Source organism: Shewanella septentrionalis, from assembly GCF_025370265.1.
GTDB lineage: Bacteria > Pseudomonadota > Gammaproteobacteria > Enterobacterales > Shewanellaceae > Shewanella > Shewanella hafniensis.
Genome location: NZ_JAMTCC010000024.1, coordinates 1 through 14846 on the forward strand (window position 1 = coordinate 1; position 14846 = coordinate 14846).

General features: G+C 42.8%; 15 protein-coding genes and 1 pseudogene. 8 read left to right on the top strand and 8 right to left on the bottom strand.

The window, feature by feature from the left end; translation table 11 throughout:
- Positions 1-151 precede the first annotated feature (151 nt).
- Positions 152-562, top strand: a complete 411-nt coding sequence (locus tag NE536_RS14330) for a DUF2541 family protein (protein ID WP_261273101.1) — start codon at positions 152-154, stop codon at positions 560-562.
- Positions 563-604: 42 nt separating this feature from the next.
- Positions 605-982 carry a DUF4156 domain-containing protein gene (locus NE536_RS14335; RefSeq protein WP_425347535.1) on the top strand — a complete coding sequence of 126 codons (378 nt, stop codon included), beginning with the start codon at positions 605-607 and terminating at the stop codon, positions 980-982.
- A gap of 516 nt (positions 983-1498) precedes the next feature.
- Here NE536_RS14335 and NE536_RS14340 read toward each other — a convergent pair.
- Both NE536_RS14340 and NE536_RS14345 read right to left on the bottom strand, forming a co-directional pair.
- Positions 1499-2278, bottom strand: coding sequence for an SDR family oxidoreductase (locus tag NE536_RS14340; protein WP_342455084.1), 780 nt, complete (start codon positions 2276-2278; stop codon positions 1499-1501).
- Complete coding sequence (locus tag NE536_RS14345; RefSeq protein WP_261273102.1) at positions 2278-2604, bottom strand: nuclear transport factor 2 family protein; 327 nt, start codon at positions 2602-2604, stop codon at positions 2278-2280. The genes NE536_RS14340 and NE536_RS14345 overlap by 1 nt, the downstream gene beginning before the upstream one ends.
- 92 nt (positions 2605-2696) lie before the next feature.
- Here NE536_RS14345 and NE536_RS14350 point away from each other — a divergent pair, with 92 nt between their 5' ends.
- The 4 genes from NE536_RS14350 (at position 2697) to NE536_RS14365 (ending at position 3843) form a co-directional block, all read left to right on the top strand.
- On the top strand, positions 2697-3038 hold the full coding sequence (locus NE536_RS14350) for a winged helix-turn-helix transcriptional regulator (RefSeq protein ID WP_261273103.1): 342 nt from the start codon (positions 2697-2699) through the stop codon (positions 3036-3038).
- 75 nt (positions 3039-3113) lie between these two features.
- The gene (locus NE536_RS14355; protein WP_261273104.1) at positions 3114-3284 is read left to right on the top strand and encodes a carboxymuconolactone decarboxylase family protein; all 171 of its coding nucleotides are present in this window, start codon (positions 3114-3116) and stop codon (positions 3282-3284) included.
- 33 nt (positions 3285-3317) lie between these two features.
- Positions 3318-3404: a carboxymuconolactone decarboxylase family protein gene (locus NE536_RS14360; protein ID WP_261273138.1), complete on the top strand. Its 87-nt coding sequence runs from the start codon at positions 3318-3320 to the stop codon at positions 3402-3404.
- Positions 3405-3456: 52 nt separating this feature from the next.
- Positions 3457-3843: a tautomerase family protein gene (locus NE536_RS14365; RefSeq protein WP_261273105.1), complete on the top strand. Its 387-nt coding sequence runs from the start codon at positions 3457-3459 to the stop codon at positions 3841-3843.
- Positions 3844-4503: 660 nt separating this feature from the next.
- On the opposite strand, the pseudogene NE536_RS14370 reads toward NE536_RS14365, so the two are convergent.
- Positions 4504-4662 (bottom strand): annotated as a pseudogene (locus NE536_RS14370) (helix-turn-helix domain-containing protein); the annotation flags it as partial.
- Between the two features lie 282 nt (positions 4663-4944).
- Between NE536_RS14370 and NE536_RS14375 the strand changes: the two are divergent.
- Positions 4945-7107 (top strand): TonB-dependent receptor plug domain-containing protein, encoded by a 2163-nt coding sequence (locus NE536_RS14375; RefSeq protein WP_261273107.1) that lies wholly within the window; start codon positions 4945-4947, stop codon positions 7105-7107.
- Positions 7107-7568, top strand: a complete 462-nt coding sequence (locus NE536_RS14380) for a TlpA family protein disulfide reductase (RefSeq protein ID WP_261273108.1) — start codon at positions 7107-7109, stop codon at positions 7566-7568. Before NE536_RS14375 ends, NE536_RS14380 begins: the two co-directional genes overlap by 1 nt.
- A 2031-nt stretch (positions 7569-9599) precedes the next feature.
- Here the strand turns inward: NE536_RS14380 and NE536_RS14385 are convergent.
- From NE536_RS14385 to NE536_RS14405, 5 genes are all read right to left on the bottom strand, one after another.
- Positions 9600-10343 (bottom strand): cupin domain-containing protein, encoded by a 744-nt coding sequence (locus NE536_RS14385; protein WP_261273109.1) that lies wholly within the window; start codon positions 10341-10343, stop codon positions 9600-9602.
- A gap of 174 nt (positions 10344-10517) precedes the next feature.
- The gene (locus NE536_RS14390; protein WP_261273110.1) at positions 10518-11633 is read right to left on the bottom strand and encodes a hypothetical protein; all 1116 of its coding nucleotides are present in this window, start codon (positions 11631-11633) and stop codon (positions 10518-10520) included.
- Between the two features lie 127 nt (positions 11634-11760).
- Positions 11761-12897: a hypothetical protein gene (locus tag NE536_RS14395; RefSeq protein ID WP_261273111.1), complete on the bottom strand. Its 1137-nt coding sequence runs from the start codon at positions 12895-12897 to the stop codon at positions 11761-11763.
- A gap of 40 nt (positions 12898-12937) precedes the next feature.
- Entirely contained in the window at positions 12938-13306 is a 369-nt protein-coding gene (locus NE536_RS14400; RefSeq protein WP_012089430.1) for a cytochrome c3 family protein, read from the bottom strand.
- 5 nt (positions 13307-13311) lie between these two features.
- On the bottom strand, positions 13312-14832 hold the full coding sequence (locus NE536_RS14405; RefSeq protein ID WP_261273112.1) for a flavocytochrome c: 1521 nt from the start codon (positions 14830-14832) through the stop codon (positions 13312-13314).
- Positions 14833-14846 lie beyond the last annotated feature (14 nt).

A 14846-nucleotide genomic window follows, 5' to 3' on the forward strand; every position in this document is an offset into this window, starting at 1 on the left:
TTATAGAGATGAATGGATATGTATTTAATATAAAATATAAGCGAGATAGCTAGAGGGAAAAATGTGACAAATGCCTATTAAACAAAGTTAAATGCTATTTATATATGACTTCGACGACTATAGTACGCCTCTTTTTTTTGGGGGGGGTAAAATGTCAGCATCAAATTATTTTTCATCAGTTAAAGTATTTCAATTAATCATGGCTACAATGCTCATGCTTAGTACATCTTTAGCTTGTGCTAAAAATGACGATAGGGATGATATTACGTTAGGTCGCAACATTTTGCTTGGCATAGGTGAACATGCAGCAACTATCCCATTAATCATATGCAGACAAGCAAAAGAAATTAGTATTAAAGCAGAGCGTGATGTGTTTATCGAACGTGTAGTGGTCACTTATGGTGATGAAAAAACTCGTACTATCAACTTTGACACTGATATTGGGAAAGACAAATCCAGTAAATGGAAATCGCTTGGCTCGCGACGTTGTGTAAAGAAAATTGAAGTCTATGGCAATTCAAACCGCAGTAAAGCGGGAATTAAAGTCATGGGGCGAAAATAAATTTTTTGATGATATGAACTTCTACTCCTTATGAGGCTTAGCTTGAATATTTTCCGCTTGTTGTGCATGTTTGGATTCATGATTGTGAATCTAAGTGGTTGTATCACTTTCCCAACCGATGAATCTTTGCATGTTAAAATATTATGGGATAATCCTTTGGCCGTTAACTCTTGTACACACAAAGGAACGATTATTGGTTCACAGGGGCATTTTTATGACTATTGGCTTCATAGCGATAAAGATATGGTTTGGGGTACATTAAATGAAATGCGTATCAAAGCCCACCAATTGAATGCTGATACTGTGTACCTTTATGAGCATTTTAGTTTTTTAAGTTCTGTTACCTTGATAGGTAATGCCTACGATTGTTCACAGCTCCCCATTTTGGGAATCACATCAGTTGCTCCAGCTAATAATTAAAATGGATCGATACCAGTATCAGCAAGCACTTATGGCAGAGACAAGTAAAATATCACTGCGGCAAAGCTGTTCTGCCGCCTGATCAGCATGCGCATTCAGCTCAATACCAAGGTGTTGAACTGCACGATTTATGATTTGAATTGATACAACGTGAGTCAGACTTGCCTAGTCTGGTTCTTTTATTAAATCCCGCCATTTTGCGCTGGCTAAAGGCTAACGCGTATTTGCCGTAAAACTTGTTAGAACACCTTTGGTCAATCGCAAATTGACGGATGAGTTGCCTAAAAATCTCATCTATTAACCTTGCATTTAGCGCATTATTTGATTATTTGATTGTTTGAAACTGGATAGGTTTACAGCCGTATTAAAACCGAATGGGTTTTGAGTGTTTTTAAACTCATTAATTTACGCGTTTTGTCAGCCTAACATTAACAACATTCTTAAAAATCATTTGAACATACTTTCCCCAAATTAGTTAATAGGTTTTGAAAGCGCACATGCAGCACTAGTAAAATGTTAAGCTGTAGGCACAGTTCCTCCGTCAATTACAAACTCTGCACCAGTAATAGATGCCGCGCGTGGAGATGCAAGAAAAGCGATTAGATTTGCTACTTCCTCAGGTTTTGACGGTCGCCCAAGCGGAATGCCACCAAGTGATTCCATAATGATTTGCTTGCCGCCCTCGTAATCGGTGTCTGCTTGCTGGGCAAGCCGTTCGGCTAAGGCCACAGATGCCTCTGTTTCAACCCATCCTGGCGACACGCGGACAACCCGAACGCCTTTTGGTGAGACTTCTTTAGACAAACTTTTGCTATATGTTGACAGTGCTGCTTTAGCGGCAGCATAGGCCGTGGTTGACTCTGGTAAAGGAAGTGTATGTTGAATGGACGTAACATGAATAATAACACCTTCCCCTTGCTCCAGCATGGCGGGTAACAATAAGCGGTCTAAACGAACTGCGGGAAAAAGATTGAGATTTAACTCATGTTGCCATACGTCTTCGCTAAGCGCCGCAAAACCACCTGCAGGTGCAGAAGAACCGCCCAAAACATGGACAATTACGTCTGTGCCGCCGAGACGTTTATTGACGGCATCAACAACAGTATTACACCCTTGTGTTGTTGTAAGATCTGCGGCGACAAATAGCTCTTCGGGAAATGAGGCTGGACGGGTTCGAGCTGTCGCAAGTACGTTCGCGCCACTGTCTCTAAACAGCTTCACAACAGCATTACCTATTCCTTTCGTACCGGCAGTCACCAACACTTTTTTGTCTTTTAGATCTAAATCCATAACCATTATGAGATCTCCAGTGATTGAATTTTTCCGTCGTTAAGTACAAAGACATATTTCAGTTGTATTGGGCTGCCTGTAAAATTGCCGCTGACTTCTGCAACTACGATTTCTTGGTGACCATTTTTGGCAATACTTATAGGCTTTGAGTTGAATTGGTACTTTTTCCGAGTTTCTTGTAACCACGACTCAATAGCCGCGAGACCCTGATAAGTGCCACCCTCATCATGTACAGTCGCGCTCTGTGTGAAACAATCATTTACCCGAGCAGTCTCTATGCCATTGCTGATATTAAAATAATTGTCGAGGGATTCAGCTAACTGAATTTTCATTTATGATTCTCCGGTGCAATATTGTTTAACAGGAAGTTTCTGCTTACGATTACAAATAATCAAGAACGCACCAAAAAGTAAGTCACATACCTATGAGAAAGATTTATACGCCTGCTAGTGCAGCGGCTGAAGCGCTTGAAGCAATTAAATTACTAGATGGGCGTTGGAAACTGATTATCCTTTTCCATTTGTTTGACGGAAAAGTGCAACGGTATTCTGATTTCGAGAAGCTTATCCCTGGCATCTCGCAAAAGATGCTTGCCCAGCAGTTGAGAAAGCTGGAGACGGACGGGATTGTGCATCGCACAGTATATCCTCAGGTGCCACCTAAGGTTGAATATCGGCTAACTGAATGGGGGCAGGCTCTGTGTCCTGCTTTGGATGCGCTTTTAAATTGGGCGGAGCAGAAAGGGCCCCTTGGTGAACATGCTTAACAAACCGTTGCACCGGACGAGCCGGTGAACGGAGCGTTAGCTACCCAATAACTCACTTGGTTTGAAAGGTTATGTATGAGTGACAAGAAAACATCTAATGAGCAATTAACTAGCCTAAAAATCTTTGGCTCTATTGCCCCAAAATTCTCGCAATTAAGTGATGATGGGCTTTTTGCCGATGCATGGGAAAGAGTGGAACTATCAAAACGGGACCGCAGTTTAATTACCATAGTCGCTCTAATTTAAATGTACCGTTTGGAGCAATTACCTTTTAACCTAATGCGCGCACTCAATAACGGTTTAACAAAAGAAGAGCTTGTTGAGGCGACCACTCATTTAGCGTTTTATGCTGGTTGGCTGCGGTAGCATCCGCTTTAAATTAATAGAAAATTTAACTATTACTGAATAAGGAATCATTATGCCATATGTCCGCATTTCACTTCTTAAGGGTAAAGACCCCGAGTATATAAAAAATCTATCTGACGGCATCCATCAGTCTTTAGTCTATTCTTTCGAAGTGCCATTAGATGATCGCTTTCAGGTAATCCATCAACATGAGCCTTATGAGTTAATTTTTGATAGGAATTACATGGGAGGGCCTCGCTCAGAAAACTATGTACTTATTTGCATTACGGCGGGTCGCTTGCGAAGCACAAAAGTCAAACAGGCTTTTTATATGAATCTTGTGGAGCGGCTTAATACCCTAATAGGTATAAGACCTGAGGACGTTATGGTCGTTATAAATACCACTCAAGCAGATGAATGGTCTTTTGGTAGTGGTAATTCAATTGTGCCACTAGCCTAATCACTGGTCTCATGTAAGAAAAGCTATAGCTAACAAGTTACATCATTACGCCGCCAATCGTGGGACGCTCGTAAACTCGGGCCCATGCGCGCGGCGTTATAAACAACAAGGAGAGTTTAGTTGAATATTGGAGTTAGTAGCCAAACATATCAATGGTTTAGCCATTATTTGCAATGAAACCGTGAGCAAGTGGTGAAAGCCATTTTTTACTGGCTTTGCTAATGATTACGCATTAACACCTCGTCGGTGAGGGGTATACCCAAATTATCTTGGTATGATGTTGTTATTAATAAGTTACTCAGCAATAACCGTAATACTTCAGTTTGGTTCGAAGCTTCGTTCATGCGGCCTAGATAATCCCAAGATCTCCTTAAAAAGTTGGGAGCACTCAAATCCATGCAACAGCAACCTTAAAAGAGTATGCAACGGCATTTTTTTGATGCTTTTGTGTTAATTTTTCCGCTCGAAAAGCTAAGAGGAATTGCGAGATTTTGAGCTGTCTTGTGTGAGTTCCAAGCGCTCAAGCTCCACTCGACACCACACTTTGGGACACTTCCGAGTTACTACGAGATGGAGAGCCTTCTTTTTCAGATAAATTTTTCTACTCCAAACCACACTAGTCGCCTACAAATAGCAGATCAAATTCACTAACCCACTACAACCTTGTTTGTAAAACAGTAACTGCGACAAATGGCTCTCTAGCAATTTAATTTGCTTACTCACTGCTCCGTGAGTGATATGAAGTCTTTCTGCTGCCTTACTGTAACTCGATGACTCTGCCGTAATATGAAATACATAGAATGCTTTTAAATGTCTCATCTGTGACTTTTTCTCACATCTGAAGATCCCGAAAGATCGATGTTAGGCGAGTTATAAATGAAATGAGTTTTGAGTGATGCAACATCACTCAAGCTCACAATCGACCAATATAATTCAAAATGTTAGTTTTTTTCGATTTATTCCAGAGTCCTAGCACCCTCAATATTTATCATCTCGTTAATACAAATTTTAAACGGATGTTAAAAGTATGATGCGAATCAAATAATAATCATTCTCATTAATGTATTGTGGCACCACTTTCTATTTTACGGAGAAACGAGAGTGAAACCTACTTATCTGGCCACCATTTTAGCCATGCTACTCAGCCCACAACTGGTGGTCGCTGAAGAAGTTGATAGCGCTGAAACAGCAAATATTGAACGTATGAGTGTTATCGGAGTAAGGCAGCGGCTAGAACAAGCGGGAACACTAGCCAATACGATAATGAAAACTGAGGTCATTAACGCAACCACGATTGAAAACAAAAACGCTGTTAATTTATCAGAAGCTATAGATAATTCGCCAGGCGTCAAGGTTTCTAACGAATGCTCAATGTGTGGCGTTAAACGCATTATGCTTAACGGCATGAAAGGGGAGCAAACTACGATTTTAGTCGATGGTTTACCTGTGCATACCATGATCTCGGGCTACTATGCCGTAGATGCTATCCCTACCACAGGGATAGAACGTATTGAAGTCGCCAGAGGTGCGGGCGCGTCATTAATTGCCCCTGAGGCTATTGGCGGTACCATAAATATTATCAGTTACGAACCTACGGAAAACGGCGCAGAACTCGATGTATCAGCGGGTGAAAATGGTTACCGAAAACTGGGTTTTCTAGGAAAGGGGGTAAGTGAGGATGGCAGTACCCGTGCCACTTTAGTAGCTCAATATGATGATAGGGATCAGTTTGATGCCGATAATAACAAGGTCAACGAAGCACCACTGCAGGAGAACCGCAGCCTGACTGCCAGAGTGTCGCAGGATGTCACAGATACCGACAATCTCGTGCTACGTCTTGCCAATATTCAATCAGAGATTTTTGGGGGACCTATGTTAGGGAGTACCTTTGCTGATGGCACAGCATCAAGCATTGGTAATGTATTGTCCGGTTTTGACGATCAATTTAGCGAGCCTCAACAACTGTTTGAAGATGGCGATGTTCGCAAACCGTTTACTGGCAAAACATGGGAAACCACCGAATGGATCAAAACTGAGCGTAACGAGGCCTCATTAGCTTGGCTTAAAGAATTTAGTAATGACTGGAATATGCATTTGGCTACAAGCTATGCAGAACATAAACAAGATTCATTCTATGAAGGATTTGACTATACCGCTGAAGACAAAATGTGGTTCTTTGATGCTCGTTTTAACTACCTACTAAGCGAAAACCAACTACTTACCTTTGGTGCCGATTTACGCACAGAGGAAATGCGCTCTCATTCTAGAACTGGCAGTGCGAATCCAGATTATGCATCTGACTCCTTTGATTATGATGTGAAGGGCATTTATCTACAGGATACGTGGCAAGCAACTGACGCTCTCGAAGTCGCCATGGCCCTTCGTTACGATACGATCACCGCCGATTTTACCGATCCTAAAAAACCGGGTACCGAACTCGATGAATCTATTCTATCCCCACGGCTTGATATACGCCTGCGCCACAATGATGAATGGACATCACGCGTCTCAGCTGGGCGAGGTTATCGAGCCCCGCTTTCCTTCTTTGAGACCGATCATGGCATATTAGACGGTTCCCTTGGTTTTAATATAGATATTGATGAACTGGAACGCTCTAACTCAGCCAGTTATGCGTTAAGTTATGAGGGTGAGAAACTCACCTCTACAGCCTCTATCGCATGGACAGAAGTGGAGCATCTTGCGGCATTAACGACTAATGACCATGGTATTCCATTGCTGACTCAGCTCGACGAAAAAGCAACAGTAATCACCAGTGATATCACATTTGGTTACCGCTTAACCGAGGATATGACATTAAGTCTAACGGCTGAACATTTCGATTATGACTCAGTATTCAAATCATCGTATGCCGTTGCCCCAATTGAGGAAAGGGTAACACTCTCTTTAGATTGGGATGTAAACGACTGGGAGTTCTTCGCTAATCTTGTCTGGGTAGGTAGTCGTGATTTATCTGAATATGGCTACGATGGTTACAACCGCTTAGATGCTAATGGTCAAGTCGATCTCGATTCTAAAAAGACCACTGATGCGCCTGCTTACCTCACCCTCGACTTACGTGTTAGCTATGAGATAAACGAATATATGTCTCTTTATAGTGGTGTCAGTAATTTATTTGATTACACTCAAGCTGGCGATGAAGAAACACCGCTGTTTTACGATGCTGAAGGTGCCTTTGACGTAGGCTATATCTACGGTCCGCTGCGTGGGAGAGAAATCTACGCAGGCATGAAGTTAACCTTCTGATGTTACGTCAAATCGTATTAGTTTTAGTTTGCTGCGCTATGCCTCTACAGGCGGCGCAGCTTACTCGCGACTATCAGTTTCAAGCCCTGCGAAGCCAAAAACTGACCAACCTCTCGCATCTTGAAGGCCAACCGACTGCAATCATGTTTTTTGAGCCTGAATGCCCTTGGTGTATCAAACAATCTGTGGTGCTCAAAAAAATACATAAAGATTGCAGTCAATCTATTCACCCCGTCGCCTTGGGCGTTAATGGTGATAACTTAACACTAAAGCGCGCTTTATTTCGGCTTGATTTTCCCTTTGAAGCCTACCGCGCACCGCCTAAATTACTCAAAGAAATGGGAGGTATACCTGCGACTCCGATCTTACTTTTATTAAATGCAAACGGGGAGTTAGTGAAGGGATATCGCGGCTTTACTAGTGAAGGTGAGCTAAAAGCGCAACTTTGTCCTACGGCTTAAATCATAGCTTCGTAAATAAGGAGAACACTCATATTTGTAGCAGTATGATTGCCAACTGAAGCGATTAAACATTGATTAGTGTGAGACGTTATTGCTTTACCATATATTTCTTATGAGTGTGCCCCCAATCATAATGTACTTTAACTCCAAATTTTTCCCATGAATTACTCTAAGTGAGATTGTTTCAGTGAGTCAGACTTACCTAGAGTGATTCACGTATAGAATCCCGCCATTGTGAACTGCGACCACCACACGACTCACTTCGGGACAGAAGTGATTTAAAGCAACCTGTCGGATCTAACGTCATCGTGATTTGAATATTGATAAGTTAAGTCTAGACTAATCTAGTTCAATTGTGCGTTCAGTTTTACTTATTCTTAGACTGCTCTCTTCACCTGTAGACTTTTTACCCGATCAGGTAACGCCTCATTGCCAGTAGTTCGTTTGGTTCGACGTGCTATTGGACCGCACTATCTTCACCTGCAGACCTGTTACCTAATCCCAATGTACATCATAGTTGTGGGCAGTAATACGCTAATGCCGGTGGTCGATGATGGCCGGTTCCTAAGAGTGTTGTGGTCCTATGATCCTTCTGTGTTTACCGGCAGGTGTGTCCGCTAATCTCACGCCGGCAAATCGTTTGTTCAGATAAGGGATGGATAGGACAGATATAGACGTGCCGTGTGACGGTGGCGAGTGAGAATAGCGCACGTTTTCTCAGCCTAGTTTGTTTCTTAAATGTTGTATTTCGATAGAGGTATTACACCATTATGGTTCGCTAGTGTTTCGATGCGGCCTAGATAATCCCTAGATAGCCTCAAAAAGTTAGGAGCACTCAAACCCATGTGGCAGTAAGACTACAGGCATATCGTTGCATCAACCCTACAGGAGGATGCAACGACTCGCTTTTGTTGCTTTTGTGTTAACGCCTGAGGGCGTGAAGAGTTGGGCAAAATGCGAGGTTTTTGGCTGTTTTGGGTGAATTGATGGCGCCCAAATGGATCCTTCTATTCGGCTCACGGTTTCGGTCGTTGCCTCATCCTGCTTGGGTGCTATCCGCTCGCCGTTTTTGGTCATTAAAAGCAGGCAAAGTGGGATGATCTGCACACTGTTTCTGAGTGATTGAACGCGTTTTTAGGCTCATGCTGCCTCAACTCGAATTGTTATTGATATGTTTCAATTCAATGGGTGTTATTCAGTGTGTTGCACCAATATGGTTCAACCGTTTTTCGATGCGGCCTAGATAATCCCTAGATAGCCTCAAAAAGTTGGGAGCACTCTAGCCCATGCAGCAGTAGGGCTACAGACGAGTCATTGCATCAACCCTAGTGGAGGATGCAATAGCGTGCATTTGTTTCTTTAATGTTAATTGTTGGCGATGGGGTGAAGAGGCTAAAAGCCAAGGTTTTAGACGGTTTTAGGTGAACAGTAGCTGTCTAGGCCTAGGCTTACTTTAGCCGAGTGCCAGGCTCGTTCTCTTTACCTATATTAGTCATCCTGCATGTATAGGAATGGAGCGATGATCATGTGCAATTATGATGAATTTAGATTTTCAGATGGGCGGATTTTGTGCCTCGCCGATGCTCACGGTTTGATTGAAGCCGAACGCGACACCTTATGGTGACGAGAATCACTATCAACTCGATGTGGATGCGAACCATTATCATCACGGGTCCTTCTGGCGCGGTTGATTGCGGGGGCAGTGACGCGCAGTGCTTCACTACATATGAGGATTTTAGAGGGCTTGGTTGTTGTTTTATTAGCGGGCTTTTAAGGGACGTTCATAATTTTGAACGCTATATATGGCGTTGATTTTATTTGCTTATTACTCTAATTTTCTCAGAAGTTAAAAAAAAAGGTGTGCTCGGATATACCAACTTCAACAGATCGATTTTGTGATCCTTTGATCTTTGCTTTATGCGCCAATGTTATATCTCCATTTTTTACTTCGCAGGATGAGGTAGTGGCGATATAAGTGGAGCAAAGAGGGCTAAACCACCTTCTTAGGAAGGTGGTTTATTTCAATTTGGCTTATTTTTTAAAGAATGCTTCGTTTGTACCGTATGGGCCTAGGTTAAGATCACGTTTACGAATGGCATCAACACGATCAAAGGCTTCTTCAGCCACTCTCAAGTTTTTCACATCTTTGCGCCAATAGTATTTAAAACCATCAAAATGAGCATTATTCGGATACCAATAGAACACGCCTAAACCCTCTTTGTTTAAAATTGGCGTGTTGTGGATATGAGCCCCAGGTATGTAGAAGTATTGACCTTTAGCTAGGGTTTCAAATTTATTGTTTGCTAATGTTTTACTTGTGCCATTTACGACGTAATAACACTCAGGTTGGCCATGAAAGTGCGGCTCATGATCTGACTTGCCACCATTAGTAATACCGATAACAACTGGGCTGTCAGACAATTCTTTCCAAATATAGCCAACGGGAGAGTTTTTAGGGTCGCAGTTTTTTGCTTCTAGGACATTGCCATTATCATCCAAGGTTTTACAGAAACGTTGATCCGCGGCGATGCTGTCGTTGGGTTTAATGGTATTAAAATCGATTTTGCCTGCTTCCCAATCAGTAATATAAGCTTCAATTTCTGGGTTACGACATTGCTCAGGCATAGTATCTTGTGGGACATAAGGAGTACTGTCCGCTGGCACCGGTGTCATTTGTTGGTATGGAAGTTGTGCATGGTTACATTGTGGGCCTTGCGCCATAGCTGCCGTTGATGCAAATGCGGCGATTCCAAAAAGCATTTTTAATTTCATCATTATCTATCCTATTGTCTTAATTTTTAAAATGGCGGTATTGTGTTGGTATTATTGTTCTGTCACTAACAATAAAGAGATTGGTCTATCGCAAAGGTGAAATGGATCACGTCATGTTTTCAGTGGCAAACTTATTCGTGACTCTGCTCGCGAATAATCTTATCTGCGACCCTAGCATTAGAAATGGAATTGCAGACTGACTTGTGCATAGTTGGAGGCTCCCTGAGTTGTCCTTGGCTGGGATACTGTGGGCACAAGAGAAGTGATATTGTCTTGCATTTGATAACGACCTATTTCAGCGCCTAAAGTGAGTGATTGGGTTAAATTGGTGAATAAGTTAACCCCAAAATGACTGCGATCTGTTTGTTCTACTTTTGTGGATGTGTGCCCATAAAAGATACTTGAACGTGTGTGTTGGGTCCAAAAGTGCCTATAGGCGAACATGACGGATAAAGAATTTTCTAATTGCCCATCTGTGATATCTCTAGCTGCATCGGTTCCTACATAGCGCCCTAAATGACCATAGTGCAATTGAATACGAAGATCATCTTTCCCTATGGAATGTATTTTTGCCGCTATTGATGTACCACCACCCCATTGGGCTGTATCGGCGGAGTCTAAATATCTTAGTAAACCTGATATCGACACATTACCCCAGTCACCCGATTGGTTGTAACGAACGATCATGTCTGGCAGATAATCATGGTTGGTATCAATCCATAGCGGTTCTGTTGACGTGAGTGCTGTGGCGAATTTAGTTTGTGCACTTGCTTGTTCTGGTGCTTGAGTTCCGTAGGTGTAGGGGTTTTCTAGGGCAAACTGCCAATGGGTTGTGTCATAACGTACCAGCGCTTGTCTTATCATGGCTTGACCAACTAATGGCCCGCCTAAATCGGCCGTTTCAGCAAAGGTGCTGGTATTGACTAAGGTGGACCAAGTTTGCCCAGCCGTTACGCCTTGGTAGGATATAAATGCGTGCCTTAGGCGGGGGCTGTAGGAATTGGAGATGATCGGATTCCCCTGCGCCGAGCCAACAAAGTCGATTTCAGCAAAGGCTTGAACTTCATTTGAGGTGATCGTCATATTTACGCGACTTTCTTGCGCACTGAATTGAGTACGTTTAGTGTTATCAGCGAAAGAACCTCCACCTGTCCAACTGTCTTGAAACTTCAGATTACCTTCAACATAACGTGCGTTTGCCTTAATAAATCCCCCCATTTGTAACTCTGTTCCATAGAGTGGTGAAAACGGAATAAAAAATAGGGATAAGGCGAGTAAAGTGTGTTGCTTCATGGTTGGCTAAATCACATTGAAAAATAAAAAATGCCCTAATAAATAGGGCATAAAAAGAACGGTCGATCAAAACGGCAGGAACGTCCTGATCGACTTGATTATTACAAACAAGAGTTAGAATGGAGAGTTAGAAATAATAGCCAAAGTTGATGTTAATGCGTTTATCCCAATCATTACCGACTTCAGGTAATCCAACATGGTCGTTATTGGCGGTAGAGAAGGTCATATTTTTACCCATAACAAAGTCGATCATTGTGTAGGTAGGGCCTGCAGAAATCGCCATACCAGTGACGTTTTGCATACTGTTATCGTAGCTATCATCATCAACATCTGGCGTCATTAAACCAAAGTCGTTGTAGAACTTAATGCTACCCCAATCTGTGTTTACGGTTTTGGCAATGTTGATGTTATAGGCTTGGCCCTTAGAGGCAATTTCATACTGCCAGCTTACTACTGACACCCCAATTTTATTGGAGTCGATAGCATCTGCAGCATCGTATTCATATTGCATGGCTTGCATTTGTAAATTCCAGCCTTTGTAACTGCTGTCTAAATGCAATGCTACGGCATAGCGATCGCCATTGTTGCCCGTCTCGCTGTTGTAGATTTGGCCATACTGCACAGAGCCACCAAAGGTAGTCGAGCCGCCTTCGTATTCTGTTGTATAAGTTTGGCGCACGTTTAACTGGTTAGTCTCTTCATTGTGATACTCAGTGCCATTGATGGTACCGGTATACAAATCGGTCGAATAACGCTTGTTCTCGGTCGCACCATATTCAGCATTTTTGTAAAAGGCTAAATCAGTATGCCAGCCATTTTTTTCGTAAGTGGCTTTAAGACCGATATCATGATCATCCTCAAAACCTAAGTAGTAAGGTAGACCAAACCACCAACTGTTAGAAATAAACTCGCGATTACCAAAGGGTACCTTGTTGATACCAAATTGCAGTTGCCAGTCTGGATCAATGTTGTAGTAACCATAACCGTACTTGATATAGTTAGTGCCTGAAGTAAAACGGTATTCTGCGGCTAAACCGAAGTCGCCTTTTTTACCATCAAATTTAATTGCGGCCATATCAAAATTAAAATCGCCGCCTTTGTCTTTTGAGGCTTGGTCATAATCTTTATAACCATAGTTAACACGCACTGCACCGCCAACGTTAATACCATCTTCTTGTTGTTCTGCAGCAAAAGCGGCTGAACTCGACATGGCGATTGCAGTTGCAACCATGGACAGCATAAACCGAGTGGATTGTTTCATCATCGTTACCTTTTATTTTAGTATTTGAATTTTAATAATTAATTTACATTTCTTTGAACCAAGTACGGTGGCATTCAGCACAAACGGGGGCCTTTTTTTCGTGTTCAGCGTGGCAGGCTAAGCAGCTTGCACCTTCGTTGTAGTGCAACGATTTGTGCGGATGAGCCTCTGGGATCGGTAGCTTTTTCTCGTCAACGGGGATACTGGTTATGTCACCGTGACACTCAACGCATGCAGCGTCGGTAGCATTTTGCTTACCTGAACCTTGGTGACAGCTTTTACAGCCTTCTTGATAGAGAGACTCATGATTTACTCGGCCTTGAGTGCTGCCTTTCATTTTGACCAGCTCTCCGGCGTTTACATTGCCAGCAAATACGAATCCAATAAGGAGTGTGAGTAGTAATTTATTCATAATATTTAAGCCTGCATGTCAGATTTGATGGTTTCAGATACGATAATTCCCATCGTCAAGCACTCTAGGCATGCCGTTGAACTTAAACGTGTTCCACCATGTGTACCACCGGTCGCTTCACCAACTGCATACAGTTTCTTAATTGTCGTTAACGATTGACTGTGCATAACACGGGCACCTAAATCGGTTTTTAATCCTCCCATGCAGTAATGCACTTTTGGCCAGATCCGCGAGACGATAAAGGGCGGTTTCAGCTGTACAGCCGTATCCATCATGCGGCCAAAGAGTGGATCAACACCTTTAGGCACTTGTTGGTTGTACTCCGTAACGGTTTGTTTTAAATCATTTAGTGGGATATTAAACTGCTTAGCTAATTGCTCAAGGCTATCGACTTTCCAGGCAATTTGGTCACGCACGGCACGGGTGACGCGTTCATCGCCAACATGGTCATCATGATTAAAAAACACGACAGGATAAGCGGGGGAACCATCTGCATTACGGTTTTTCATTATGGCGTCAGAGCAGGTTTTTCTGTCGGCACGTTCATTCATAAACCGTTTACCATCAAGAACATTGACGGAAATGCCCTTATGGAAACCAATCGATAGTAACGCATTTGACCAACCGAAGCCGCCTTCATCAGGCGAACCCCAGTGGCCAGTTTGAATAAAGCTCATATGTATAGGCAGTGCACCGTGTGCCATGGCTGTAAGGGTGACTTCTCCAGTCGCTCCTAGCGCATTGGTGCAATCGAGTGTCTTATCAAGCGATGGATCAACCAGCTCACGCAGTTTTAAATTTCGAGAAAAACCACCGTGGGCAAGGATAACGGCCTTGTTAGCTTTGATATAGATTGTTTTGCCAGTTTTGAGATCGGGGAAACGATAATTTTGGCGAACTTTGAGGCCGATAATTTCCTGACCATCCATGATGAAATCTTCAACATAGTGTTGCAGACGATATTCAACTCCTTCTTTTTTACCCATTTCATAAAGTTTAGTGGTGATATCGCCGCCCACACCGTGTTGGGTACGAATCGCTCGTGCTTTATTATGGCCACCCACTTGCTGATTAAATCCTTCGCGAAACTTTACTCCTGCATTAATACACAGGTCATAGGCATCCAGTGCGCGATTAGCCATTTGGCGCAACATGTCAGTATTTTGCATACCGCGGCCAGAAATGATCTGATCTTTAACCAGTTCCTCTGGCGAATCATCTTGAATGCCTTGGGCTAATTGGATTGGATTTTTGGGAATGGCTAGCCAACCGCCATTAATCGCAGAGTTACCGCCAATGACTTGCATTTTTTCCAGTACAAGTACGGAACCAAGACCTTGGCGTTTAGAATTGAGTGAAGCAGATAAACCCGCGAAACCTGAACCCACGACGATAACATCGCGTGTTTCATCCCATTTTATGTTTGATGCGCACTCGTTAGCTGATGCTGCACTTGGCAGTGCGGCTGCAATACCGCCAATAGCTGCACCTGCACCCAGTTTTAAAAAGTTTCTTCTATTATGCATGTTGTTCACCCTCT